The 24420-nt window shown below is 70.8% G+C and carries 22 protein-coding genes and 1 pseudogene; 13 read left to right on the forward strand and 10 right to left on the reverse strand.

From position 1 onward, the window contains the following. The first annotated feature begins 10 nt into the window (after window positions 1-10). The gene (locus ACZ63E_RS26270; RefSeq protein ID WP_465338764.1) at window positions 11-181 is read left to right on the forward strand and encodes a hypothetical protein; all 171 of its coding nucleotides are present in this window, start codon (window positions 11-13) and stop codon (window positions 179-181) included. Between the two features lie 184 nt (window positions 182-365). Here the strand turns inward: ACZ63E_RS26270 and ACZ63E_RS26275 are convergent, their stop codons facing one another. Together ACZ63E_RS26275 and ACZ63E_RS26280 are read right to left on the reverse strand one after the other, a co-directional pair. Then, a complete protein-coding gene (locus tag ACZ63E_RS26275; protein ID WP_465338765.1) occupies window positions 366-1208 on the reverse strand; it encodes a hypothetical protein in 843 nt (280 codons plus the stop codon). 100 nt (window positions 1209-1308) lie between these two features. Continuing rightward, the gene (locus ACZ63E_RS26280; RefSeq protein ID WP_465338766.1) at window positions 1309-2259 is read right to left on the reverse strand and encodes a M64 family metallopeptidase; all 951 of its coding nucleotides are present in this window, start codon (window positions 2257-2259) and stop codon (window positions 1309-1311) included. A gap of 89 nt (window positions 2260-2348) precedes the next feature. Here ACZ63E_RS26280 and ACZ63E_RS26285 point away from each other — a divergent pair, with 89 nt between their 5' ends. Beyond that, on the forward strand, window positions 2349-3290 hold the full coding sequence (locus ACZ63E_RS26285) for a LysR family transcriptional regulator (protein WP_465338767.1): 942 nt from the start codon (window positions 2349-2351) through the stop codon (window positions 3288-3290). 67 nt (window positions 3291-3357) lie between these two features. Continuing rightward, window positions 3358-3597 (forward strand): VOC family protein, encoded by a 240-nt coding sequence (locus ACZ63E_RS26290; protein WP_465338768.1) that lies wholly within the window; start codon window positions 3358-3360, stop codon window positions 3595-3597. A gap of 14 nt (window positions 3598-3611) precedes the next feature. Here ACZ63E_RS26290 and ACZ63E_RS26295 read toward each other — a convergent pair whose 3' ends face one another. Beyond that, the gene (locus tag ACZ63E_RS26295) at window positions 3612-4547 is read right to left on the reverse strand and encodes an amidohydrolase family protein (RefSeq protein ID WP_465338769.1); all 936 of its coding nucleotides are present in this window, start codon (window positions 4545-4547) and stop codon (window positions 3612-3614) included. A gap of 57 nt (window positions 4548-4604) precedes the next feature. On the opposite strand from ACZ63E_RS26295, the gene ACZ63E_RS26300 reads away from it, so the two are divergent. Further along, window positions 4605-5063: a MarR family winged helix-turn-helix transcriptional regulator gene (locus ACZ63E_RS26300; RefSeq protein WP_465338770.1), complete on the forward strand. Its 459-nt coding sequence runs from the start codon at window positions 4605-4607 to the stop codon at window positions 5061-5063. Here ACZ63E_RS26300 and ACZ63E_RS26305 read toward each other — a convergent pair. Further along, window positions 5056-5847 carry a DUF3592 domain-containing protein gene (locus ACZ63E_RS26305; protein WP_465338771.1) on the reverse strand — a complete coding sequence of 264 codons (792 nt, stop codon included), beginning with the start codon at window positions 5845-5847 and terminating at the stop codon, window positions 5056-5058. The genes ACZ63E_RS26300 and ACZ63E_RS26305 overlap by 8 nt on opposite strands. Before the next feature lie 139 nt (window positions 5848-5986). On the opposite strand from ACZ63E_RS26305, the gene ACZ63E_RS26310 reads away from it, so the two are divergent. The 5 genes from ACZ63E_RS26310 (at window position 5987) to ACZ63E_RS26330 (ending at window position 10887) form a co-directional block, all read left to right on the forward strand. After that, window positions 5987-6220: a hypothetical protein gene (locus ACZ63E_RS26310; RefSeq protein ID WP_465338772.1), complete on the forward strand. Its 234-nt coding sequence runs from the start codon at window positions 5987-5989 to the stop codon at window positions 6218-6220. A gap of 9 nt (window positions 6221-6229) precedes the next feature. After that, entirely contained in the window at window positions 6230-6439 is a 210-nt protein-coding gene (locus ACZ63E_RS26315) for an SDR family NAD(P)-dependent oxidoreductase (RefSeq protein WP_465339095.1), read from the forward strand. Between the two features lie 499 nt (window positions 6440-6938). Further along, window positions 6939-8195, forward strand: coding sequence for a cytochrome P450 family protein (locus ACZ63E_RS26320; protein ID WP_465338773.1), 1257 nt, complete (start codon window positions 6939-6941; stop codon window positions 8193-8195). 365 nt (window positions 8196-8560) lie between these two features. Continuing rightward, window positions 8561-9820, forward strand: coding sequence for an esterase/lipase family protein (locus ACZ63E_RS26325; RefSeq protein WP_465338774.1), 1260 nt, complete (start codon window positions 8561-8563; stop codon window positions 9818-9820). 11 nt (window positions 9821-9831) lie between these two features. Next, a complete protein-coding gene (locus ACZ63E_RS26330) occupies window positions 9832-10887 on the forward strand; it encodes an alpha/beta fold hydrolase (protein WP_465338775.1) in 1056 nt (351 codons plus the stop codon). 30 nt (window positions 10888-10917) lie between these two features. Here ACZ63E_RS26330 and ACZ63E_RS26335 read toward each other — a convergent pair whose 3' ends face one another. From ACZ63E_RS26335 to ACZ63E_RS26345, 3 genes and pseudogenes are all read right to left on the reverse strand, one after another. After that, window positions 10918-11454 carry a DUF805 domain-containing protein gene (locus tag ACZ63E_RS26335; protein ID WP_465338777.1) on the reverse strand — a complete coding sequence of 179 codons (537 nt, stop codon included), beginning with the start codon at window positions 11452-11454 and terminating at the stop codon, window positions 10918-10920. Further along, the gene (locus tag ACZ63E_RS26340; RefSeq protein ID WP_465339105.1) at window positions 11451-11852 is read right to left on the reverse strand and encodes a hypothetical protein; all 402 of its coding nucleotides are present in this window, start codon (window positions 11850-11852) and stop codon (window positions 11451-11453) included. The genes ACZ63E_RS26335 and ACZ63E_RS26340 overlap by 4 nt, the downstream gene beginning before the upstream one ends. A gap of 440 nt (window positions 11853-12292) precedes the next feature. After that, window positions 12293-12373: pseudogene (locus ACZ63E_RS26345) on the reverse strand (hypothetical protein); the annotation flags it as partial. A 170-nt stretch (window positions 12374-12543) separates the two neighbouring features. Between ACZ63E_RS26345 and ACZ63E_RS26350 the strand changes: the two are divergent. Further along, window positions 12544-14919, forward strand: coding sequence for an HAD-IC family P-type ATPase (locus ACZ63E_RS26350; RefSeq protein WP_465338778.1), 2376 nt, complete (start codon window positions 12544-12546; stop codon window positions 14917-14919). A 113-nt stretch (window positions 14920-15032) separates the two neighbouring features. Here the strand turns inward: ACZ63E_RS26350 and ACZ63E_RS26355 are convergent, their stop codons facing one another. Next, entirely contained in the window at window positions 15033-15836 is an 804-nt protein-coding gene (locus tag ACZ63E_RS26355) for a hypothetical protein (protein WP_465338779.1), read from the reverse strand. Further along, window positions 15833-16120, reverse strand: coding sequence for a hypothetical protein (locus tag ACZ63E_RS26360; RefSeq protein ID WP_465338780.1), 288 nt, complete (start codon window positions 16118-16120; stop codon window positions 15833-15835). Before ACZ63E_RS26360 ends, ACZ63E_RS26355 begins: the two co-directional genes overlap by 4 nt. Window positions 16121-16139: 19 nt before the next feature. Here ACZ63E_RS26360 and ACZ63E_RS26365 point away from each other — a divergent pair, with 19 nt between their 5' ends. The 3 genes from ACZ63E_RS26365 to ACZ63E_RS26375 are packed head-to-tail and all read left to right on the forward strand — an operon-like array spanning window position 16140 to window position 20569. Next, a complete protein-coding gene (locus ACZ63E_RS26365; RefSeq protein WP_465338781.1) occupies window positions 16140-16730 on the forward strand; it encodes an SAM-dependent methyltransferase in 591 nt (196 codons plus the stop codon). After that, a complete protein-coding gene (locus ACZ63E_RS26370) occupies window positions 16727-20197 on the forward strand; it encodes a caspase, EACC1-associated type (protein WP_465338782.1) in 3471 nt (1156 codons plus the stop codon). Before ACZ63E_RS26365 ends, ACZ63E_RS26370 begins: the two co-directional genes overlap by 4 nt. 9 nt (window positions 20198-20206) lie before the next feature. Further along, on the forward strand, window positions 20207-20569 hold the full coding sequence (locus ACZ63E_RS26375; RefSeq protein ID WP_465338783.1) for an effector-associated constant component EACC1: 363 nt from the start codon (window positions 20207-20209) through the stop codon (window positions 20567-20569). Window positions 20570-21808: 1239 nt separating this feature from the next. Here ACZ63E_RS26375 and ACZ63E_RS26380 read toward each other — a convergent pair. Next, window positions 21809-24184 (reverse strand): helix-turn-helix domain-containing protein, encoded by a 2376-nt coding sequence (locus tag ACZ63E_RS26380; protein ID WP_465338784.1) that lies wholly within the window; start codon window positions 24182-24184, stop codon window positions 21809-21811. Window positions 24185-24420 lie beyond the last annotated feature (236 nt).

The following is a 24420-nucleotide window of genomic DNA, read 5'->3' on the forward strand; positions in this document are numbered from 1 at the left end:
CATCATCGACATGGCTGCCTTCGACATCGGCGTCACTGTCCGGATCACCGGTAAGACGATGACCGGGAACGTCGGCACGGTCGTCCACTTCGACACCAAGCAGGAGAAGTACCTGGTCCGCGTCGGCGGGACCGCGCAAGACTTCTTCTCCGCCGAGGAGCTGGAAGAGTTTTTCGGCTGACGGGCAGGGCGCCGATCCGAGGCGGGCCGGTGCCTTGAGCTCCCGCATCGGCGGGGCGGCGAGCACCTCCGGCCTTCTTCGGTGATCCGCACCGGCCGGCAGCTCGATCCCCGGCGAACTCGCGGCGCAACCATCCCACCCCGGGCGGTCGTCACCCGGCTCATCGCGTTGACCGAGGCGGAGATCACCGGTGCACCTGCCACTGGTCATTGGCGTGCACCACGGTGCGGGACAGGCTCGGGCAGAGGAAGTTCGCCGTCGAAGAGTTGGACATCACCGAGGTGTTGCCGGCGCCCGCGGCCTGCCAGGAGCCGTTCAGCTTGATCTTGTAGCTGCTGCTTTCGATGGTCCGGCTGCCCAGCGCGGTGCAGTAGGCCGCGGTGGTGCTGCCGCTGGCGTAGACCTCGAAGATGTTCCAGCTGCGGTTGTCCCGCGACTGGTCGGTGCCCCTCTGGGAGTAGAGGGTGTCCCACCGGTTGGCGCGGTAGTTGAACAGCGACGCGGTCCACGTGTTCGTGCCCGCGTCGGTCTGCTCCACCTTGCCGCGGTAGGAGTCGTGCCCGTTGACCGAGGTCACGTAGTTGGTGCGGAAAGTGGTGTCGATGTCGACCGACTTGGCCACGTTCACGCTGACGCACCAGTCCCAGGCCCAGACCTGCCTGGCACCGTTGTTGTAGGCGGTCACCAGTTCCACGCACGACTTCGGGGCCTTCATCGTCGGAGCGTAAAGAGTGTCGCCGGAGACGGTCAGGTCGTTGTAGGCCGACTGGATGGCGTCCTGCCCGGTGACCGCGCTGCCCCCGGTGTAGACACCCCAGTCGTCGTGGATGCTGACGTCCGGCGCGCGGCGGGCCGCCTGGCCGGTCCGGATCTCCCGGAACCGGTCGGCGGCGGCGACCTGGGTGGTGCCGTCGACCGCACCGACCACGGAGGTGCCTTCCGCTGTCTGGGGGACGGACGCGGCCACCGAGGTGGCCGACGCGCCGAGCAGCACTGCGGTGGCGAGCACGATAAGGGTCTTTCGCATCGGAACTCCTTGCCTCGAAACGCATCGAACGGCACGAAAGAGGGCGCGCGGGACCACACGGATCAGGGGGCCCGGGCTTCGGAGACGGTCTTGCCGAGGGCTACTTCTCGCGGGAGAACGCGGCGATCATCGCGTCCGCGCCGGGCGGGTTGAAGGGCTGGCCCAGGGTGCGCATGATCGAGTTTTCGCTGGGCCGGTACATCCCGGAAGCGCAGTACCTGGCCCCCGCGTATGCCCCGACCACTCCGCCGTCGGGCGACGGTTTCCCCAGCCACGCGTACCACTTCACCGCCTGCGCCTTCATCTGCGCCGCTGTGTACGTGGAAGCGTTCGGTTCGCGCGGTTCCCGGGGATCACAGGTGCCGTAGTCGTATTCGTCGGTCAGACCGCCGATGGAGTGACCGAGTTCGTGGGCCACGATCTGGTTCGACTGGGCGTTACCGCCGGAGGACGTCGCCACTTCGCCTCCCGCACCGCCGTACTTCGTGGTGTTGGCCAGCACGATGACCTGGTCCACGTCGGGAGCAGCGGCGGCGTACTGCTCGGCCTTGGTTTCGTTGACGCACAGGAGCCGTTCGACGTTTCCGCACCAGAAGTACGCGCCCAAAGCGGTGGTGCGGCGCACACCCTTCGGATCGTTGGTGACCCCGCTCTCCGGTGAGACGACGTCCACTCGCCAGATGTTGAACCGGCCGCGGTAGGACTTGTAGGGCTCGATGGCGAACAACGCGGCGACGCTGGTCCGGACGTGCTGTGCATAGGTCGTCAGCTGGCTCGCGGTGTAGCCGTCACCGACAAAAACGAGATCCAGCGTGCTCGCGCTGGGGCCGTGGGTCTCGACCGGCGTCACGGCACTGCCGTCGACGCCGAGGGGGGCGGCCGTGCGATCCGACGAAGGTCTCGTGACCGGCACGCGGTGAATGCCACCGGCGGGATCGAACACCTCCATCGAGGTCGTGAAGTTCGCCGGAGTGGTCGCGCCGGCCACGCCCGGCAGGAGGAGGGAGAGGAGGACGGCGGCCGCCGCCGGCCGCGGAACCCGGTGTCGCATGCGTGCTCCCTGGGGACGGGGGAAGTACGTCCGACGGTGCCGACTTTCGTCGCTGCCGGGACCTCCCAGTTGTCCATAACGTCCAGGTGATGGAGATCGAGCTGCGGCACCTGCGCGCGCTGTGCGCGGTGGCCGATGCCGGCAGCATCACCCGCGCGGCGGCGGTCACCGGCACCAGCCAGCCCGCGCTCACCGCGACGGTGCAGCGGATCGAACGTGCCTTCGGCGGTGTCCTGTTCCTGCGCGGCCGAAACGGCGTGACACCCACCGCACTCGGCGACCGCGTGCTGGAGCACGCGCGGGTGATCACCGCGTCCGCCGGCACGATGATGACCGACGTCGAGCAGTGGGTGGCGCGTGGTTCGGCGGAACGGGTGGCCGTAGGCGGCTTCGCCGGGTCGATGGTGATCGACTTGGCGGAACGTCTCGGCCGGGGCGAGGAGGAAGTCTCGGTGATGACCGAGTTCTCTCCCCTCCGGCTGCTGAACCTGCTGGCGGCCGGGCAGCTCGATGTGGCGGTGGTGGCCGACTACCCGGGGTACCACCTCGCCGCGCCGCCGGGGGTGTTCCTGCGCAAGCTCGCCCTGGAACCGGTGTTCGTCGCGCTGGCCGCCGACCACCCGCTGGCCACCAGGGCGCGGCTGGCGTTGCCGGACCTGGCTGCCGAGCGGTGGGTCCTCGGCCCGTCCGACGGTGCGGGCTGGCCGGAGTCGTTCGAAAAAGCCTGCCGGCGAGCCGGGTTCCGGCCGAACGTGGCGCATCGCAGCGCGGACGTCGCGCCGCTTCGGCGCCTGATCGTGACGAACCGGGTGTTGTCTCCGTGCCTGCCGACCTTCCCGGAGTCCGCCGAGATCACGGTCAGGTGGCTCGAGCGGGATCCGCTCTGGATCCGGTACCTGATCGGCTGGCGAGACGACGGGATCTTCGGTGAGCGACCGGACGAGCTGTTCGCCGAAGCCGTCGCCGCGCACCGGGCCGGGATCGGCGCCAGTGCGGTGTACCGGCGGTGGTCGGCCTGCCGTGGACGTTGATAATCGAGGGAGGTACCGGGCAATCCGGCGCCCCTAACCGCTTTTCAGGGCGTCGCGGCCACCGACTTTGCGCGCTACTGACCCCGGCCCGGCCGCACCGCGCGCCCACGGAGTCACCCACACCGAGCCGTTCTTCGTGCTGCTCAACGGCGACTCCCTCGACGAGCTGACCCCGCCGTGGCAAGGACTGTCCCAGGACGGCACCGTGATCGCCGACCTCGGCCCCGCACCCTTCGCGCCGGTCTACGGCATGGTCACCGACCGGTTCGGCATCACCTGGGTCTTCGGCCTCACCCAGGGCGGCTGATCCTGGTTCGGCCGTCAGCCGGTGGCGAGCCGGGGGAACAACGCCTCCGCCGCGACGCGGTCGACATCAGGGAACCGCTCCGCGCCAGGGCCGTCGTAGGCGGTCAGGTACCGGTCGAACTCCCCTCGCCACTCCTTGGGCGCGAACGGGAAGTCACTGCCGTAGAGGACATGCCCGGGCTCGGCAAAGGCGAACAGCGACGGCAGCGACGTCGCGGCGGCGGACAACGCGGTGTCGAAGTAGAACTTCCGCAGGCCGGCCAGGATGTCCTCCGGGGTCGTGCCGGAGTTGAACATCGCCGCGCCGGCGAACCGGTGCGCGGCGAACGGCAGGAAACCCCCGGCGTGCGAAAGGATGATCCGCAACTCCGGGTGCCGGTCGAACACCCCGTGCGCCACCAGGTCGAGCGCGGTGCGCGTGGTGTCGAACGGGAAGTCCAGCAGGGGGCTCGGCAGGCCCTCGAGCCGGGCGATCAGCGGCTCGGCGGGGTGCACGAACACCACGGCGCGGCGCGCGGCCAGCTCCGTCCACAACGGCTCGTAAGCCGGGTCGCCCAGGTACCGGCCGCGGGCGTTGGACAGCAGGACGACACCGTCGGCGTGCAGCTCGTCCAAGGCACGCACCGCCTCGGCGACCGCGCCGTCGAAGTCGGGCAAGGGGAGCACCGCGAAGTGCCCGAACCGATCGGGAGTGTCCTTGACGAGCTCGGCCTGGAAGTCGTTGACCGCGCGAGCCAGGTCGCGGGCCGCGGCGTCGTCGCCGAAGTGCACGCCTGGCGCGCTGATGGACAGCATCCCGGTGGCGATGCCCGCGTCGTCCATCATCGCCGTCGCGGCGCTCGGGGTCCACGCGGGCGTCGGCCACCCGCCCGCGGTCATGCCGCTGCTTTCGAGGGCATCCCGATAGCGGGCGGGAAGGAGGTGCTGGTGGACGTCGATCCGGTCACCCATGATGCCTAGCCTCCTAATAACTAGGTTGCTAACTATTTCTTTGCTAGGCTAACTCGCATGACGACGACCGGCAACCAGCCCCCCACGACCGCGGAGGTCGACGAGCTCGTCCAGGCGGCCGACGCGGTCTTCTTCGCCATGCGCAAAGCCCGCTCGGCGGGCGCGGACCGCGACGGCGGGCTGTCGCTCCCCCAGGTCACGCTCCTCGAGCCCCTGGCCGCCGAGCCGGAACTACCGGTCGGCCGGCTCGCCGCCGCGGCCGACGTGACCGTCCCCACCGCCACCCGGATGCTCCAGCAGCTGGAAACCGCCGGAGTCGTGGTGCGCCGCCGCTCACCCGAAGACGAGCGCAAGGTCCTGGTGACGTTGACCCCGGAAGGCAGCGAACGGCTGACCCGCCTGCAGAACCGCCGGCGCGAACGTCAAGCCGAAGCGTTCGGCGTGTTCTCCCCCGCGGAACGCCGGCAGCTCGTCACCTTGCTCCACAAGCTCGTGCCGGTGATCACCCTCAACTGACTTCACGCCCGGCGCGAGGCGTTCGGCCGAACGCCGGAACCGCGAACGGGCGCCGACCGCCTCGCACGAACAGGACCACCATGTCCGAGCCCGCACCGCCCACCCAGGCCGGTCGTCCGGGCTGGTGCCACAGGTGCGTGCTGCCGTGACTCGACACCGAGGCCCGCAGCTCGGCCCGGCTGCCGTCGCGGTACTCGACGAGCAGGTCCGGCAGATGCCTGAGCGTGCGAACCGGATAGTCGGGCCGAACGGTGACCGAGGCCGCTCGCCAGCCGGTCCGCAGCACGGCGCGGTGCCGTCGTCGCCACCGGGAAGAAGCGACGACGGCGAACCCGGCCGCAACGAGCAGGCACAGGCCGAGGAACCAGAACAACGCCGACAAGCGGGAATCCATGCCGTCTTCCAGCGTCGTACGCACCCGCGACGGGTTCGCCGGGTCGTAGATCACCGTGAGAGTCCGGCCCTTGATGTAACGCCGTCCCGAGTTTACCGGGATGGTGGCGTAGCGCAGGTCGCCCCGCACGTCGTAGGACACGCGGAGTGCGTTCGGGTGCTCGTCGAACCACAGCACCGTCCCGGTCACCCGGACACCGTCGTCGAGGAGCTGCCGGGCCGGGTGCTCGTAGACGATCAGGCCGGCGAACACACCCCCGGCCGCGACCAGCCACAGCACCGCGATGGCCAGCGCGCGGAGACCGAACTTCCGAAGCTCGGCACCACGGGCGGCCGCATCCGACAGTGCCTCGTCTTCCTCTCGAGGCAACCAGGCCGTGTCGCCGTCCATCCGTCGACAGTAATCGATGTCACGAGCCGACAAGGCATCCCCCGCCCGGGTAAGAACGACCTCCGGCCGGCAGGAACTTGTTACAAATAACGGTCGATACACGATCATCCTGTAGACGATGAGCGGGAAAGGGAGGCGCGTGACAAGCGAACGGCGAGCGCGGCTGGTGCCTGCCAGCCGCGAAGTCAGCATCTCCGACGAACGCGGCGCCGAAGTTCTGCGCTACCGCGGAATTTGCGTCGTCCACCTGGAAGGCAACGAGCCGGTGAAGCAAACTTGGCTCCCGCTCGGCGCCTCCCCCAGCTTCGCCGACGACGAGGCCTTGATCGCGACCTGGCACGCAGCCCTGCGGTGGTGCCAGGACTGCGCTTGAGACGGCTCGCTGGTCAACAACACCGGGCACATGCCCACCGGCGCGATCCAAGAAGTCACCGCCGAGCAAGCCCGTGCGCAGATGGACGTCGACCGCTTCGGTGCGCTGCGGACCACCCGCGCCGTGCTGCCCGGGATGTGCGAGCGCCGCTCCGGCCGGATCCCGCAGGTCTCCTCGATCGGCGGGCTCGTCGCCTACGCCGCGTTGGGCATCTACTAGGTCGCCAGTGGACCCTGGAGGCCATGAGCCCGAGGTCGAGGCCCACGGCATCCACGTGACGCTGATCGAGCCGATCATGTTTCCCACCGGCCTGGCCGAGGCCTCCCCGCCGACGGCCTCGACGCGCTGCGCACGGAGTTCGCCGGCCGGCTGGCCGGGCTGCAGGAGTGGGACCACCTTTCCCGCCTCGCCCAGGGCAACCCGGCCAGGAACTGACCGCATGACCGACACCGTTCACGAGCAACTCACGGCTATCGGCGGACCGCGCCACTGCCTGAAGGTGTTGACGCGCAGCCTTTCCGCGCCCCTCAAAACCAGCACCCAAAGTGACGAACTTGCAAGCTTTCACCCGTTGAGGGCACGCGTGCCGCGTCCTCGCGGTGGCACGATGGTCGATCGGTGGGGGATACCGTGACGCGAAAACGGAAAGCCGCGTGCCCGCATTCCGTATTTCGAGTCCGGCCGGGGTCTACGCGAAAACCGGCAGGGGGAAACGAGAATGGAACAGCCGATCACGCTCGACGTAACCGCCTCCGACGTGCACGCCGAAGGCGCCCGCCTACGGGAACGGGGGCCGGTCACCCGGATCGAACTCCCCGGCGGCGTTCCGGCCTGGGCCGCTACCGGGAACGATGTCCTACGCCGGCTGCTGGCCGACCCCCGGGTGTCCAAGGACGCGGTGCAGCACTGGCCCGCGTTCACCAACGGGGAAATCGCCGAAGACTGGCCGCTGCGAATCTGGGTTTCGATCCGGAACATGTTCACCGCCTACGGAGCCGACCACCGGCGGCTGCGTTCCCTGATGGCCGCCGCCTTCACGGTCCGCCGCACCGAGGCGCTCCGCCCGAAAGTCGAAGAAATCACCCGGGACCTGCTCGACGCCATCGAGGCGGATTCCGGCGACGCGCCCGTCGACCTGCGGGCGCGATACGCCTACCCGCTGCCGATCGAGGTCATCTGCCGGCTGTTCGGCGTCCCGGACGACAAACAGGCCGGAATCCGCGAAGTAGTGGACCGCTTCTTCGACAGCGCGATCACCGAGCAACAGGCGCAGGCCAACGTGGCGGCGGCATACGCCCTGTTCACCGAACTGATCGCGCAGAAGCGCGCGGCGCCCGCCGACGACCTGACCAGCGCCCTGATCGCCGCGCGCGACGACCAGGACGGCGCGCTGACCGAAACCGAGCTCGTCGACACGCTGATGCTGATGATGACCGCCGGCCACGAGACCACGGTGAACCTGCTCGACCACGCCGTCACCGCGCTGCTGACCCACCCTGATCAGCTCGCCCTGGTCCGGTCCGGGCGACAGTCCTGGACCGCCGTGGTGGAGGAGACGCTGCGCTGGCAGGCGCCGATCCCGTACACGCCGCTGCGGTACGCGGTCGAGGACATCGAGCTGGACGGCACGGTGATCCGGCGCGGCGACGCGATCCTGGTCGGCTTCGGCGCCGCTGGGCGCGACCCCGCCCACCACGGCGACACCGCCGACGAGTTCGACATCACCCGTCCGGCCGCACCACACCTCACCTTCGGCTACGGCGTGCACCGCTGTCCGGGCGCGCCGCTCGCCCGGCTCGAAGCCGAGGTGGCGCTCCCGGCGCTGTTCGACCGCTTTCCGGACCTGACCCTCGCCGTGCCACCGGAGGAACTGACCACCCTGCCGACGTTCCTGTCCAACGGGCACACCAGCCTGCCCGTCCACCTCCGGCCCCGCACCTCGCCGACACCGGAACGCCTGCCTGCCCGGCGATGAGGCTGACCACCCTCAAGCCGCGCAGACGACACCCGGCCGAGATCAGCGTAGACATCAGCCATCAAAACAAGCGATGCGCGGACGACGCGGCCGCGACCGCCGCGTGTTCTTCCGGAGTATTCAGGCGCGCGGGCTGAGCGGCCGTAAGAATCACGCAGGTCTACCGCGACCTGGGCCCAGTGTGTGTCCGAGACCGAACCCCGGGGCGCCCTGGACCGAGCACCTTCGGCGACCCGTGACCGCACCCCTCGATATGGTGTCCACCGCCATGTCCGAAGCGCGCCAGGCGTGGCCGGCGCACATTGCCCCGACTCCTCCGGTGGCCCATAGTTGCGGAGTTCTCCCAATGTCGTGAGGAGCCCGTCGTGCGCCTGCTCAGCCTGGTGGTCGCTGCGGCCATCGTCGCCGGTGTGGAGGTCGCCGCGCCGGTCTTACCGGTTGCTGCCGCCGATCCCGTCTACCTGGCCAAGGAGGCGACGTTCGGCACCGTCGCCAACGGGTGGGACAAGGTGGAGCGGTACCGCGACACCACAGCGGGATTCGCCGACGAGCAGTACCCGCCGGACGGGCGGGGCAACCAGGACGGGCAGCGGCTGACGTTCTTCGGCGGGGTGGCGCAGCCGTCCTCGTCACGGTTCCTGCTCTACTCCGCACCCGGCTGGTCGACCGGCGCGAAGGCCACGCCCGTGCTGCTGGTCCACGGCGCCAACGACAACCCCGACCGGGCCTGGGCCAATCCGAACGAATCCGGCGGCTTCGGGTGCGGCTCGGCGACCTGCCCGTCGACCGGGCTGATGCAGTACCTCGGCTCGCGAGGGTACCGGGTGTTCGCCATCGGCTTCGCGCACAAGCAGGGCGAGAACCGCCAGCAGGCACAGCAGGTCGGCGACGCGATCGCACTGATCAAGTCACGGCTGGGCGTGAGCCAGGTCGACCTGGTCGGCTGGAGCAAGGGCGAGCTGTCCACCCGGATGTACGTCTCCTCGGTGAAGCCCCCGTGGGGACGGGCCTACGCCGGCGACGTGCGCAAGCTGATCACCCTCGGCGGGCCGAACGGTGGTTACGACTACCCGTTCGCGCACGGCTACGCGCACGACCTGTCGATCTGGCCGGAGTGCGGCGTCAACATAAACGCGCCGAGCCCGCACACCAGGATGACGTGTTACGGCAGGTACACCTACCACCCGGAACTGTCGATCACACCCACGGCCGGCTGGGACACCTACCCCGGGCAGCGGCAGATGCTGGCCCGCTTCGACGGCACGTTCGGCGTGGACGGCTCGCAACAGGACTGGTACACGACCTACTACGGCGGCCAGGGTTTCTACACCGACGGGACGGGCATCCAGGCCGCGATCAACGCCGGGTCGATGATCTCCACCATCCAGTCCGCCGGCACCCCGGCAAGCGTCTCGGTGTACCTGCTGGCCGGTGGCTCGCCCACCATCGTCGGCGTGTTCAACGAGAACCGCGGCCCGAGCGACGGCATCGTGTTCACGACCAGCGCGTTGGACAGCACCGGCATCGGCCACCTCGCCGCGACGGCACTCGTCGGTTCGGTGAACCACTTGCAGCTGGGCTGGGCGTCGGCGTCGATGTCCCAGGTGACCAGCTGGCTGGCGTGAAAGGGACGGCAGTGACCACACTCCTCGACGGAATCACCTCGGCGAAGGTGCCGACCGACCGGCTGACCGCGCATGTGCTGGAGGTGGCGGGCCGCGAGCACGGCGAGCCGGTCGTGTTCGTCCACGGCAACGTCTCGTCTTCCGCCTTCTGGCAGGAGCAGATGCTCGACCTGCCGCCGCGGTACCGCCCGATCGCGGTGGACCTGCGCGGCTTCGGCGGCACCGACCCGTTGCCGGTGGACGCGACGCGGGGCGTGCGCGACTACGCCGACGACGTGGCCGCCACGCTGGCCGCGCTGGGCGTCGACGCCGCGCACCTGGTCGGCTGGAGCCTGGGCGGCGGCGTGGTGCTGCAGCTGCTGCGCGAGCACCACGGGCTCGCGCGCACCGTGACACTGGTCAACCCGGTCTCGCCCTACGGCTTCGGCGGCACCAAGGGCGCGGACGGCGAGCTGGTCGACGCGGCGGGCACGGGCTCGGGCGGCGGTGGCGCCAACCCCGACTTCGTCGCCCGGCTCAAGGACGGCGACACCTCGGACGAGTCGCCGTTCTCCCCGCGACAGGTGCTGCTGGCCTTCTACGTCAAACCGCCGTTCCGCCCCGCCCGCCTCGACGACTTCGTCGAGTCGATGCTCACCACCCGGGTCGGCGACGATCACTACCCCGGCGACTTCACCACGACCGACGCGTGGCCGGGCGTCGCGCCGGGCACCCGGGGCGTGCTCAACACCCTGGCACCCGGCAACTTCCGCCTCGACGATCTCGACGCGATCGAGCCCAAGCCCCCGATCCTCTGGGTGCGGGGAGCCGACGACCAGATCGTGTCCGACACCTCCCTGTTCGACCTCGCCCACCTCGGCCGGCTCGGCGCCGTGCCCGGCTGGCCGGGCGAGGACACCCACCCCGCGCAGCCGATGGTCACTCAGACCAGAGCCGTCCTCGACCGCTACGCCGCGGCGGGCGGGCACTACCGCGAGGTGGTCATCGCGGACACCGGGCACAGCCCGCACATCGAGAAGCCGAAGGAGTTCTCAGTGGCACTGCTCGAGGGGTTGGCCAAGGGCTGACAAGCATCCGACACCGCCGCCTTGGCGGGATTACGATCGCTCCACGTACCTGTTGAAGGGGCTGGTGCGGCGCGAGATCCGTACCCGGAAGACCGATCGGCCGCCGGCGTTCCGGGACGGTCCCGGAGCGCGCCGACCTGCTTGTCCCCGCTGCGCCACACTCCGGGCCGAGAGCGACGACCTGCGCCGGTGCCGCGACCGCATCGCCGCCTCGAACGCGCACCCGGCCGCGGGCAGTCCAGGAACGCCGACGCGCCCCACAGACCTCGGATCACCCCGGCGGTGGCCCGAACCGATTGTCCCCCGGCCGGTGTCATGCAGCCGACGTACCCCAGCGGCGGCGAACGGCAGCAGCAAGGGCAGGTAGACGAGCGTGCCGACGATCTTGACCCAGTCCTCGTCGACGGCGACCTCGACGATCCCGATCACCCAGACCAGCGGTACGTAGACCGCGAAGACGTACCAGAAGTCCGGCCGCGAGGCCCGGCCCCGGAACCGGAAGCCCAACCGGAACGCGCGGGCGACCGCGGCGGCGAAACCGGCACCGGGTGCCTCACCCCGGGTCACGCGGACCGCCGGGCGAGGTCGACCGCGTGGCAGTAGCGCCGGACGGCGGGCTGGTACAGCAGCACCAGCCCGGCGACCGACACCACCACGGCGGTGAGGTCGATCAGCGCGTGGACCGGGGATTCCCCGAACCCCAGGACGCCGAAGGGCAGCATGATGGCGTAGATCGGCACGAGCACGACGGTCAGCAGGAGGCGCCCGGCGGACCTGCCTTCGAGGGCGCCGAGCGCGCCCGCGACGTAGAGGATCAGCAGGACCGCGCCGGGGGCGGCGGCGACGTGCCCGAAAACGGGCATCCACAGCACGGCCGCGGCGAACGCGAGGGTGCGGGCGTGCCCGACCTCGCGCGGCCGCCGGGCCCGGATCTCCTCGACAGCACCGTTCTCCTTCTCGGACATCGCTTCCAGGATGGGGCCGCTTCCCCGAGCCCCTGTCGGGTGGCGGGTCGCCGAGACTGCGAGGCCTGAGCAGCGCGTTCTCGATCGGCCCGCTGCCGGCGAGCGGCGGCGCGATTTGGCTGACCAACGTGATCGCGTTCGCGTTGTGGTACTGGGAGTTCGACCGGGGTGGCCGGCGCGAAAAAACTCGAGCTCCTGGTGGAATCCGAGCTCGCCCGACACGCGTCCATCATCTTGTTCTGCGAAGGCAGCGGGCCCGCCAGCACCGGGTCGAGGTCCTCTATCGGGCGCCACTGACGGGCGTCTCCCACGACAGTGGCAGCCGGAACGGGATCGAGACGGGCTGCCCCGCCGGGACCGCAGTTCCTGCTGCACGACCTGCCGATCTCGGCGTCCGCGTGGCCACCCCGGATGTGCACCTGCCCGGTGATAGGCAGGCCGCGCGCGGCGTGCGGCGAGTCCAGCACCGTGTCGACGGACAGGCTACCGATGCCGGAGCGGCTCAGCATCCGGTTGAACATGCGGTGAACGTCGTGTTCCAGTGTCGTGGGGTCTTCCCGGTCCGCCCAGCCGCCGGGCGTCCGGAACCACCCCCCTGCCCGGCTGAATGTCCCCCGCCGGCCGGCTGGTTCCACACCCGTTCGTGGGCTCGGCCGCCCGGACGAGCCGGAACTTGCGTACGGTCGCGGCTATGTCAGGGGACCAACACCTGCTTGTCGACGAGGTCGCATGTGGACTGACCGCCGCCGAGGTGGCCGAACGGGTCGCCGCGGGCCGGACCAACGACGTACCAGCCCGGGTGAGCCGCAGCGCCGGCGAAATCGTGCGGGCGAACGTGTTCACCCGGATCAACGCGATCTTCGCGGTGCTGGCCGTCATCATCTTCTCGACCGGCTACCTGCTCGACGGGCTGTTCGCCGGCCTGATCGTGGCCAACAGCGTCGTCGGCATCGTCCAGGAGCTGCGGGCCAAGCGGACCCTGGACCGGCTGGCGATCGTCGGCCAGGTCCGGCCACGAGTCCGCCGAGACGGCGTCAGCCGGGACCTCGCGCCGGCCGACGTGGTCGCCGACGACGTGATCGAGGTCGGCCCGGGCGACCAGATCGTCGTCGACGGCACCGTCTTGGCGGCCGAAGCCCTGGAAGTGGACGAGTCGCTGCTCACCGGCGAATCGGATCCGGTCGTGAAGCACCCGCACGACCCGGTGATGTCCGGCAGTTTCGTGGTGGCGGGCAACGCGGCCTACCGCGCGACAAAAGTCGGGCGGGAAGCCTACGCGGCGAAGCTCGCCGAGGAGGCCGGACGGTTCACCCTCGCGGACTCCGAGCTGCGCTCCGGTATCGACACGATCCTGAAGGTCATCACCTACCTGCTCATCCCGGCCGGCGGGCTGTCGATCTACAACCAGCTCGCGGGCTCGCAAGCCCTGCCCGACGCGCTTCGCGGAATGGTGGCCGCACTTGTCCCGATGGTGCCCGAGGGGCTGATCCTGCTGACTTCGGTCGCGTTCGCGGTCGGGGTGGTGCGGCTGGGCCGGCGGCAGTGCCTGGTCAACGAGCTGCCGGCGATCGAGGGCCTGGCGCGGGTGGATGTCGTGTGCGCCGACAAGACCGGCACGCTCACCGAGAACACCATGCGGCTTTCCGAGGTACGTCCGTTCGGCGAGCCGGACGGCGCCCCCGAACTCGTGCTCGCCGCGCTGGCCGCCGCCGACCCCCGCCCGAATGCGAGCCTCCTGGCGATCGCCCAGGCGTGCCCGCCGACGCCCGGCTGGACCGCGCAGGCGGTCGCGCCCTTCTCCTCGGCGCGCAAGTGGAGCGGTGCGGGCTTCGGCGACCACGGCGACTGGGTGCTCGGCGCCCCCGACGTCCTGCTGGCCGCCGGCTCGGCCGAGCGCGCCGAGGCGGAACGGATCGGCGCGCAGGGGCTGCGGGTGCTGCTGCTCGGCCGGGCGGGTGCCGCGGTCGACGCTCCGGAGGCGCCCGGCGAAGTGGACCCGGTCGCGCTGGTGGTCCTGGAGCAGACGATCCGCGATGACGCCCGCGAGACCCTGGACTACTTCGCCACCCAGGGCGTGGCGGTCAAGGTGATCTCCGGCGACAACGCGGTCTCGGTGGGTGCGGTGGCTCGCGCCCTGTCCCTGCCCGGGGCCGACGCGCCGGTCGATGCCCGGACCCTGCCCGCGGATCCCGAAGCGCTCGCCGCCGAAGTGGAGCGCGGCACGGTGTTCGGGCGGGTCACGCCCGCCCAGAAGCGGGCCATGGTCGCCGTGCTGCAGTCGCGGGGGCACACGGTCGCGATGACCGGCGACGGCGTCAACGACGTCCTCGCGCTCAAGGACGCCGACGTCGGTGTCGCGATGGGTGCGGGCAGCCCGGCGACCCGGTCGGTGGCCCAGCTCGTCCTGCTGGACAACGCGTTCGCCACCCTCCCCCACGTCGTGGGCGAAGGACGGCGGGTGATCGGGAACATCGAGCGGGTTGCCAACCTGTTCCTCACCAAGACCGTCTACTCGGTACTGCTCGCTCTCATCGTCGGCGTCCCCGGCTTGATCGGCCTCACCGCCGTGCCCTACCCGTTCCTGCCCCGGCACGTGACCATCGTCGGCTGGTTCACCATCGGCCTGCCCGCGTTCGTGCTGTCCCTGGCCCCCAACAACGACCGCGCCCGCGGCGGCTTCGTCGGCCGGGTCCTGCGGACGGCGATCCCGGCCGGGGTGGTGATCGCCGGCGCCTCCTTCACCGCCTACCTCCTGGCCCATCCCGGCCACGGCGGCGGCGAGACCACGCAGGTCCAGGCGAGCACCACGGCGCTGATCACGCTGATGGCGCTCGCCTTGTGGGTGCTCGGCATCATCGCCCGGCCCTACACCTGGTGGAAGGCCGGCCTGGTCGCCGCGATGGCCCTCGTGTCCGGCCTGCTGTTCGTCCTTCCGGTGACAAAGCGGCTGTTCCTGCTCGACCCGGGCAACACCGGCCACACCCTCATCGCCCTCGGCTGCGCCGCCGCGGGCGTGGTCCTGATCGAACTCGGGCGGTGGATCGGCGGCCGGCTCGCGACCAACTGACCGCGCGTCCTCACGGTGAGGAAGTCTTCGTCGGCTTCCATCGCCTCCTCGACTGTTTTATCTTGGCACAGCAGGGTCATCACGGATCTCGGAGCCGCGGAACCCCTGCTGTTTCACCTGATCTCCTTGAGCACGTGGTCGATGTTCCCGGCCAGCGAGAACCGCAGGGTCAGATCGATCGCGTCGCGCCAGGCCGTGCCGTCCGCGTTGCCCGAAGCACGTAGCCGGCACGGGATGTCGCCCCGTTCCAGATCGAGTACAAAGGCGTCCACGGTCACACTGCCTGCCGGTAAGGCGCCCCGCCCGTATTCCGGGGGTATCGGGTCCCATCTGGTCGGTTCGTACGCCACCACCCGCACCGCGACGAAGTACCGCACCTGGAGCCCGGCGTCGAGCAGCATCCGCAGCTGGGTGACGCGCTCCGGTTCGTTGATGATATCCAACCGGGTGCTGTACCCGGTATCGACCGGGATCTGCCGGCTGCCCAGCGGTCCGGCCGGGCCGGTCAGCCGGAGTCCTCGCGCGAACAAGCCGGGGTCCACGAAGAACGTCCCAGGCTCGGTGGCCGGGTTGTGCTGCCGGTCCGGGGCGGTCAGGTCGGCGGCCAGGAGGAGTTCCGCGTTGTCGCCCGCGTCCGCCGAGACTCGGGCGCCCTCGGGGATGTCGGCGTGGGGAAGCGACGTGGGCACTGGATCCAGCGGCCGGTCGCAGGAGTTGGCCTCCGCGCTCGCCTTCGGTACGGCGAATCCGGCTAGTTTCGCGCGCACGGCGTCGTAGCGACTCTGGTATTCCCGGAGCACGCCGTCGAAATCCGGCGGAGGCGAGGGCTGGAATCCGCCGCTGTCGCAACCAGCGAGCAGAGCAGCGGCGCAGACCAGCGCCGCGAGTCGCCGATACCGTCCGCTGTGGAACCTCACGGAATCACTAAGCCTTTGTCTCGCAGAGCTTCTTCCACACTCAGGCACTCGATCTCCCGATCGATACCGGCGGAGCGCACACTCGGACGATGCTCCACCGCCAGCGCTTCGCAGGTCTGCTCCAGCAACGCGTCGTAGGCCTGCCGGGTGCCGTCACGCCGCACCCGCCGGAACGCGCCGCGCACACGCAACAACAGCCGACCTCCCGGTGTCGGAGCCGACACAATCAAGCCGTACAGCAGCAGATTGGCCTTGGTACCGGTCCGATCTTCGCCATGAGGCATTCTATGACGGCCGATCCTGGTGTGGAACCCCGGTCAGGCGACCAGCTGTCCAGATTGGCGCGTAGCTGTAGTCTCCGTCGACAACGACCCGGTCGCGGTCACCCGGAGCGGGCTTCTTCTGCGCGAGGATCCCGCCATCACGGCTATCGACGCCGACCTGCGCCACCCCGACACCCGCGCGCCGCTCGACCTCGACCAGCCGATCGTGCTGCTCATGATCGCGGTCCTGCACTTCATCCCCGACCGCGACGACCCCGCCGGCCGGGCCATCCGCTCCTACCTGCGCCGTCGGCACATCCCGGCGACCATTCCGGAGCGGCGTGACCAGCAGGCGAACCGGCTGCGCCGCGGTCAGGCCGGTGGACGCCCACCGGCCTTCGACCGAATCGCTTACCGACGCCGCAACATCGTCGCGACCGGCTGCCCAGCCCTTGCCAACCAGAGACTCCGCCATCACCAACGCCAGACGAAGATGAACGTGCGCGGGCTCCGGCTGCCCCTGACAGTCTCGACCGAGGGCACATCGCTCCTCCGTGTAACGCACGGTTCCCAGCCACAGATATTCATGCCCGTGAGCAAAACCGGAGCGACTCCCCGCGGGCTGCCGTGACCGATCTGCGTGCGGCGGGCTCGCGGGCGATCCTCATCGGCACCGGGTGCGCCACCGGCGGTTCTGACGCGGCCGGGCTCGGTGAAGTCCCGGCGGTCGCGGCCACCGTCACCGACTTCGCCGCCGTGCTGGTCGACCGGTGCGGGATGATGGAGGACAACGTCCGGGTCGTCTTGGACCCCGCCCTGCCGTTCGGCGTCGGCGACGCACTCGCCGAAGAGACCCGGCGCGCGGAAGACGCGCTGCTGGTCTACTTCTGCGGCCACGGGCTGGTCAGCCTCGACGGCACCCTCTACCTCGCCACCGCCGCCACCGACACCCGCCCCGGCTACCTGACACACACCGCCGTCGCTTACGCCCAGGTGCGCGACGCTGTGCTGGAGAGCCCCGCACGTGTGAAGATCGTGATCCTGGACTGCTGCTACTCCGGGCGCGCCTTCGCGACGCTGGGGGACACGGCCGGTCCCGAGGCGACCGGCCTCTCGCGCATCCACGGCGGCTACGTGCTGACCGCCGCCGGTGCGAACGAGGCGGCCCTCGCGCCACCGGGCGAGCGGCACACCGCGTTCGGCGGGGCGCTGATCCAGCTGCTCAGCGAAGGCGACCCGGACGGCCCACGGGAGCTGACGCTGCAGCACGTGCACGCTCACCTGCGCGAAATGCTGCCCGCCCGCGGCTTTCCACGTCCTCGCCGCCTGGCGACCGAGGCGGTGGACGGCTTCGTCCTCGCGATCAACCCGGCGTTCCGGCTCACCGACACCAGCATCGACACCGAACCGGAAAGCACCGCCGGTGACGACGTATGCCCCTACCGCGGGCTCGCCGCGTTCGACACCGACGACACGGCCTGGTTCTTCGGCCGCGCCGAGGAAACCCGCATACTGCTGGACCGGATCGCGAAGGCGCGTCCGGGCGACCCGCCGCTGGTCCTGGTCGGTCCCTCGGGTGTGGGCAAGTCGTCGCTGCTGCGCGCCGGGGTGGTGCCCGACGCCGGCCGGACCGCGGAACCCCGCGTCGCGGTCGTTCTCACCCCGGGGCCGCGGCCGCTCGCCGCACTGTACGAAGCCCTCGCCGGCCACGGAACCGGGTCGATGCTGCTGGTCGTCGACCAGCTCGAGGAAATCTTCACCGAGTGCACCGACCGCCAGGAACGCGACAGCTTCGTCGCGGCCCTGACCGGGCCGAGCCGCGACGGGTTGCTCGGCGACGCCGTCGTCCTGCTGGGCCTGCGGGCCGACTTCTACCGCCACTGCCTGGCCTACCCGCAGCTGCGCCGCGCCCTGGAGACCGGCCAGGTCCTGCTCGGCCCGCTCTCGGGTGCCGAGCTCGCGACGGCGGTCCAGGCGCCTGCGGCGGCTGCCGGGCTGAGCCTGCAGGCCGGGTTGGTGCAGATCGTGCTGCAGGACGTCCACGACCAGGCCGAGGCCCTCGCGGCGGACCGGGGCACCGAGCTCGACCTGCAGCAGGGCGAGGTGCTCCCGCTGCTCTCACACGCCCTGCGCGAGACGTGGGGACGCCGCCAGGGCGGACTGCTGACCGTGACCGGGTACGCCAACTCCGGCCGTGTGGCCCGCGCCGTGGAAACCTCGGCCGAGCTGGTCCACGACGCGCTCGACGAGCCGGACCGGATGGTGCTCCGCGCACTGGCGCTGCGACTGGCCGCGGTACGGGACGGCATGGCCATCACCCGCCAGCTGGTGGCGCGGGACGAGCTGATCGACGAGGTCGCGCCCGAAGCCCGTCCCGCGGCCGAGCACATCTTGGACGCCCTGGTCGCCAGCGGCCTGCTGACCACGGACGGGAACACGGTCGGCCTGGCGCACTCCGCCGTCCTGCGCGCGTGGCCGCGGCTGCGGACATGGCTGGAGGACAGCCGCCAGTCACTGCTCGTGCGCCGCCGGCTGGCCACGGCGGCGGAGCGCTGGTTCGACGAGGACCGGCGGCGGCGTCTGCTGTACCGGGGAACGCAGCTGACGGTCGCGGTCGCGCTCACCGTGCAGGACAGCGCCCCGCTACCCGCGCGGTCGCGGGCGTTCCTCGACGCGAGCACGGGCCGCCGGCGCCGTTCCCGCCGAGTGACCGCCTTCGCCGCGGGTGTCCTCGTCCTCGCCGCCGGTATCGTCTACGGGACCGCCCTGAGCGACCAGGGGTGCCCGTCCGGGCTGCAGTCGTCCAGCAGCATCACCTTCGGCGACGAATGCGTCGGCGTGACGGCCGGACAGTACGTGTTCCGGCCGGAGCTGGCCGCCGTCGAGCAGCGGATCGCCGACGAGAATGCCCGCGTCGAGTCCGGCGGCGGGCCGGCCGTCACGGTGGCCGTCATGGCCCCGATCCCGGTCGGCGCCGGCAACGGCGTCTTCACCGTCGACTCGGTCCGGCGCCAGCTCGAAGGGGCTCACGCCGCGCAGGTGGCCGCCAATCGGCTCGAGCTGAAGGTCCGGCTGGTGCTGGCCAACGAAGGGGCGTCGGAAAGCGCCTGGGAACCGGTGACCGGCCGGCTGGCCACGATGACTTCCGGCCCGGCGCCGCTGGTGGGGGTCATCGGCATGGGCGTCAGCTCACCGGAGACGCTCCAGGGTGTCCGCGCGTTGGAGGACCGGGGCCTGCCCGTCGTGGCCTCGCTCGTGACAGCCGACGACTTCGGCGACGTCCTGCCGAACCTGCTCCGGGTCCGGCCGACCAACACGCAGCTGGCCGCCGTCATCGCCCGGTACGTCGGCAGAAAGGGCATCAAGGGCGACACCGCGCTGATCGGCGACACCGACGCCGGCAACCTCTACGCCCGTTCGCTGCGGAAGGACATCGAGACCCGCGTCGGCCCCGTCCTCGGGCCGCCGACCTCCTACAACTATGTCGGCTCGCGAGGCTACCGGACTCACGTATTCGAAACAGTCGTGCGAGACCTCTGCGTCCAACGGCCCGAGGTGGTGTTCTTCACCGGGAGCCAAGGAGATCTCAGCAGTTTCCTCGACGCGACCGCGGACCTGCCGGGCGTCTGCGGTCCGCTCGAGGTGATCACCACAGAAGCCGGGGAAGTGCTCCTCGACCCGGCACGGCGTTCCCGGCTCGCGGCCGCGCACGTCGCGGTCACGACGTTGGTCCCGGCGGGCTGGGCGGCGCCCTCCGGACCGCCGCCCGGGAACCCGCCCCGTTACCAGCGGTACCGGGACGACTTCGCCGGGGCGGGGTTCGACCCGGCGGGTGCCGCCAGCGGAGACGCGATCTCGACCCACGACGCACTGATGACGCTGGTCACCGCGGCCGGCGCCGCGCGGTCGGCCGGGCCGGTGAACCCGGCCGCCGTAACGGCCCAGCTGGGCAACCTCCACGGCTCGTTGTCGGTGCCCGGCGCGGAAGAGAACCTCGATTTCAGCCGGCAGGGCGTACCGGCCCGCAAGACCGTCGGGATCGTCCGGTACGCCGACGGGAAGCCACCGCAGACCATCGACGTCGACCACACCGAATAGGAGTCCGAAGTGGACCTGACGATCCGGATCACCGCCGGCGACGCCGTTGTGGAACTCGGTTCCCTGAACGACTGGCTGTCCGCCGACGAGCGACTCCGCGGCCGCACCCGCGTGCTCGCCGCGGCCGGCGAGCCGGGCACCCTCGCCGCCGGCCTTCCGGAGGCGCTGGCGGTGGCGCTCGCTCCAGGCGGTGTAGCCACCGCGGTCGTGACGGTGCTCGTCACGTGGATCCGGCACCGGACCGGATCGGTGAAGATCACCGGCACCCGCCCGGACGGTACGACGTTCGCCCTGGAGGCCACGCACGTGAAGGACCTCGACGCGGCCGCGATGCGTGCGTTGACCGCCGAGATCACCGACACTCTCGAATGACTGCAGTGCCGATGTATGCAGCTGTCGATTGAGGTGGAGCAGGAGGGCATGTAAGTGGCTGAGTACAGAGCAGTTTGGGTGAACGACTGGGTTTCGGACAAAAGCTCGGGCGAGACGGTGGTCAACGCGACCAACGTCATGAATCAGCACGCCTCTGAAGGGTGGGAGCGGGCCTTCTCGTGAAGAGTCTGCGGCACGGTGCGCGCGGCTCGCAGGTATGCTCGGCGGGTGGCAGCTCGATGCGGACTCGCCGCTCGACGATGTCGGCCTTGGGCTTCAAAGTTTTGGTGCGCAGATCTTTGAAGACAGTCCAGGCGAGGGTGGCCGTGCGAACGATGAGGGAACCCCCAGATTGTCTCTAAGGTCTGCAGATCGAGATCTGCTGCTGACCGGGGCCAGGTGCGCCGGACCGGGACCTAGGTGCGAGCGAGCGCCGGCCGGTCCTGCAGCTCCTCGGCGATGGTCAGAGATTGGCGGTACCACTGCTCCGCCTCCTCCAACAGCCCCCGCAACTGCGCGACCGTGCCGAGCTGGTGATGCGAGCGGCCATGCCCGGCTGATCCTGCAGCGTGGAGAACGGGCTGCCGGTGGCGCAGACCTGGGTACCGCTCGGCGCCTCGCCCAGCTTCGCCGACGACGAAGCCTTGATCGCGACCAGGCGCGCCGCGTTGCAGTGGCCGTCCTGGGCCGGCGATCTTGCCCTCGCGGCCCGACCGCGCGACAACTTTTGTGCCCGCCGGAGTGAGGTGAACCGATGAGTGCGGGAAGTACTTGCGAGCATCGGCATCCGCAGCCTGCTCCTCGGATCTTCACCACGCCCACCCGTGGGCTCGACCTCAGCGTCAGTCACTGCGCGCAGTCGGCAACGGCGTCCGGTGGTGATCCGGCTCGACATTTGTGGCCGACAGGCGATCAGCCCGTGTCATGGAGGCGGGCCCGGTCATCGAGGGGGGAGGTAACGACCGGGCCCGCGCGGAGAACATACCCAGTTCCAGGGCCAAAAATGCGTCATCTCCGGAACTTCCTCCACCTGGATGCGAAACGGGCGTCACGGTGCTGCGGGCGGGTCGAGATCGGCCACGCTCTGGGCGGACGCGACTCGGCTACCGCTGGACTCTCGTCGCCGCGGTCCACGCCCACACGGCCGGACCGCGCTCCGTTCCTATGACTGTTGATCACCTTGAATTCGAGAAGTCAGCTCGCCGTTCCGGTGATCCGGCCACCGAGCACGGTCGCCGATCAGGGCGGTTCGGTGAGCCCGGTCCGGGACGTCCGGCCGAGGTGGTCCTGGAGCCGGGCGTGGCGGAACTGGTAGACGGCGCCCGCCTGGCGCAGCACCCCGCGGTGGTAGGCGTCGTCCAGAAAAGCCGTCACGGCCCAGGGCAGCCGGCCGGTAAGCGGCAGCCAGACCCGCGACAGCAGCACCCACTGCCCCCAGGCGGTGAAGGCGAGGACGTAGGAAAGCCCTCCGCCGAGTCCGCTGACGGCGCCGATGAGCAAGCCGGTGGACAGCGGCCAGCGAAGAGGTCCCAAGGGCTCTTGCAGCAGGTCGACGACGAGCCGCCCGCCGAAGGCGATGGCGAGGGTAACCGTCGGGGCGAGCAAGAGCACCTGCCGGAGCGCAGTCCTGCGGTTCGCGGCCAGCAGCCCGAGTGGGGTGGCGGCGGAGCCGACGTCCAGCGGGGTCTCCAAGGTGGCCATGAGGCAGAACACGAACCCGGCCGCCAGCCCGAATACGAGACCATAGAAAAAGACCCTGAACAGCGACTTCTCGGCCATCGTGGCCAGGTCGGGCGGAAATCCGAACAGCAGCCCGCGCACGGTCGCGCTCACCGGCCCGTAGCCGAGCCCGATCACGAAGCCGCCCAGCAGGCTGGTGCCGAACCGGGCGGCGTAGGCGCGCGCGAGCCGCCGTCCGGTGCGGTTGCGGCGGCCCAGCAGGCGCAGCTGCACGCGGGAGGGCTCGAACACCATCCCGCCGTAGGCGACCAAGAGCCCGTACACCAGCCCGAAGGCCAGCCCGGCCGTCGGCCCGATCAGGAGTCCGTCCAGCATGCCCTCGCGAACCGCGACCGCGATCCCGGGGCCGAGCAGATCCGCCGGGACGAAGACCAGCCAGCTGGCCAGGACCAGGGCCAGCGCGGCGGCCGAGGTGACCGCGAGGACGCGCGACGAACGGTGCAGTGAACGGCCCAGCTGCCACCACGCCAGGTCCCGGCCACCGAACCGGTCGACGTGCCGGGCAAGGTGGCCCAGCCATCGCTGGGCGCGCTCCGGATCCCAGCCCGGCTGCCGGAGTGGGCGGGCGCCGGCGCCCAGGTGCGGCGGGCGCCGCCGGTAGACGGCGGGCACGAACCCGGCCAGCAGGTGGTGTTCGAGGGCTTCCGGCGCCGGGAACCGGGTCGTGTCCAGCAGCGCGCCCGGATCCCGGCCGGGCACGTCGCTGTACACGGCCCGGGCCAGGGCCACCATCAACGGCGTCGTCAGCGCCGCGGCCAGGTTGACCGCGGCCGCGCTCTCCGGCCGGTCGCGCAGCTCGGTCAGCACGGGCTCCCACACCGTCCCGGCGCCGGAAGCGCCGCGCGCCCGGCGGGTGGTGCGCGGCAGGTAGTCGGCCAGGTCGCCCGGGGTGAGGTCGACCAGCTGGATCCCGGCCGCCGCGCTCGGCACGTCGGTCGCGGCGACCGCGCCCGCGTACTCCTCGACCCGGCTGGTCAGCAGGAACGGCAGCGCGGTGACGCCGAGGGCCTCCATCGCGGCCGCACGCAGGCCGGCGGCGAGCTCGTCGAATCCGTCCAGCACCGGCAGGACGTATCCACCGTCGACCAGCGTGGCAGCCAGCGTCGGACGGCCCGGCGGGCTTTCGGCCAGGTTGGGGCAGTCGGGGTAGTCGTGCGGCAGCCGCTCGATCAGCCAGTCCCGCAGCGTGGCGGTGGCCGGATCCCACGAGCCGAGACTGAGGACCATCGGCACCGGGTCGGCGCTGGTGCGGGCCCGCAGGTAGTCCAGCACGAACCGCAGCGCCAGGATCGTCTTGCCGGAGCCGGCGCGCCCCAGCACCACCAGCCGCCCCGACGGGATCCGCCGGTAGACGGTCGCCAGCTCGTCCGGGTCACCGGCCAGGTCCACCGGAGCCGAGGTGCCCCCGGGCCGGACGCGGTGGACGTTGTCCCAGCCGTCGGTCAGCTCCGCCGGGGCCGGTTGCCACCGCACGGGCAGCGGAAAGGGGTCGTGGAGCCGGCGTTGCTCCTCTTCCCGTCGCCAGCGGGAGCCGACCACGTGCGCCAGCTGGTCCGCGGCGTCGGCCAAGGCGCGCCGCGCCGGCGAGTCCGCCGTGCGCTCCGCCGGGGCGGAGGGGCGGTCCAGCGGGTCGTCGACGTCGGCCGGGTCCGGTGGCGCGCCGAACTCGGCCAGCAGCCGACGCTGCTCGGCGGCCGTCGTGCCCAGGGCTTCGGCGAGGAGCTTCACCGTGCCCATCCGCGGATCGATGGGCTTGCCGTTCTCGAGCCGCCGGATGGTGCTCACGCTCACTTCGGAGCGCTCGGCCAGCTGCTCCTGCGTCAACCCCGCGTGACGGCGCATCGCCCGCAGCAGAACGCCTGCCCGACTGGACACCGCGATGGCCCCCCACCGTGAGTGCGGATCTCGTCACGGGGAGCCTACCGCGATCACCGGTCATCTCTGACCGGCTGCTGCGCTGTTGCTCCGACCTGCGCTGACGCCATCCTGAGCGAGCACCACGCCTCGGCGGCCGATCGCCGCCGGGGAAGCTGATCGGTGCCCGAAATCTCCCCGGTCGGGCGGTGGGGGGCCACCCGGCCGGGGTCCCGGCACCGGCAGCAAGTCCACCC

This window comes from Amycolatopsis sp. NPDC104819 (assembly GCF_055583145.1).

Excerpts from the sequence above, each read along its gene's own strand:
- ACZ63E_RS26350 (WP_465338778.1), top strand. The coding sequence starts at position 12,544 with ATGTCAGGGGACCAACACCTGCTTGTCGACGAGGTCGCATGTGGACTG.
- ACZ63E_RS26305 (WP_465338771.1), bottom strand. The coding sequence starts at position 5,847 with ATGGACGGCGACACGGCCTGGTTGCCTCGAGAGGAAGACGAGGCACTG.
- ACZ63E_RS26280 (WP_465338766.1), bottom strand. The coding sequence starts at position 2,259 with ATGCGACACCGGGTTCCGCGGCCGGCGGCGGCCGCCGTCCTCCTCTCC.
- ACZ63E_RS26285 (WP_465338767.1), top strand. The coding sequence starts at position 2,349 with ATGGAGATCGAGCTGCGGCACCTGCGCGCGCTGTGCGCGGTGGCCGAT.
- ACZ63E_RS26270 (WP_465338764.1), top strand. The coding sequence starts at position 11 with ATGGCTGCCTTCGACATCGGCGTCACTGTCCGGATCACCGGTAAGACG.
- ACZ63E_RS26340 (WP_465339105.1), bottom strand. The coding sequence starts at position 11,852 with ATGTCCGAGAAGGAGAACGGTGCTGTCGAGGAGATCCGGGCCCGGCGG.
- ACZ63E_RS26295 (WP_465338769.1), bottom strand. The coding sequence starts at position 4,547 with ATGGGTGACCGGATCGACGTCCACCAGCACCTCCTTCCCGCCCGCTAT.
- ACZ63E_RS26320 (WP_465338773.1), top strand. The coding sequence starts at position 6,939 with ATGGAACAGCCGATCACGCTCGACGTAACCGCCTCCGACGTGCACGCC.
- ACZ63E_RS26300 (WP_465338770.1), top strand. The coding sequence starts at position 4,605 with ATGACGACGACCGGCAACCAGCCCCCCACGACCGCGGAGGTCGACGAG.
- ACZ63E_RS26275 (WP_465338765.1), bottom strand. The coding sequence starts at position 1,208 with ATGCGAAAGACCCTTATCGTGCTCGCCACCGCAGTGCTGCTCGGCGCG.
- ACZ63E_RS26360 (WP_465338780.1), bottom strand. The coding sequence starts at position 16,120 with ATGCCTCATGGCGAAGATCGGACCGGTACCAAGGCCAATCTGCTGCTG.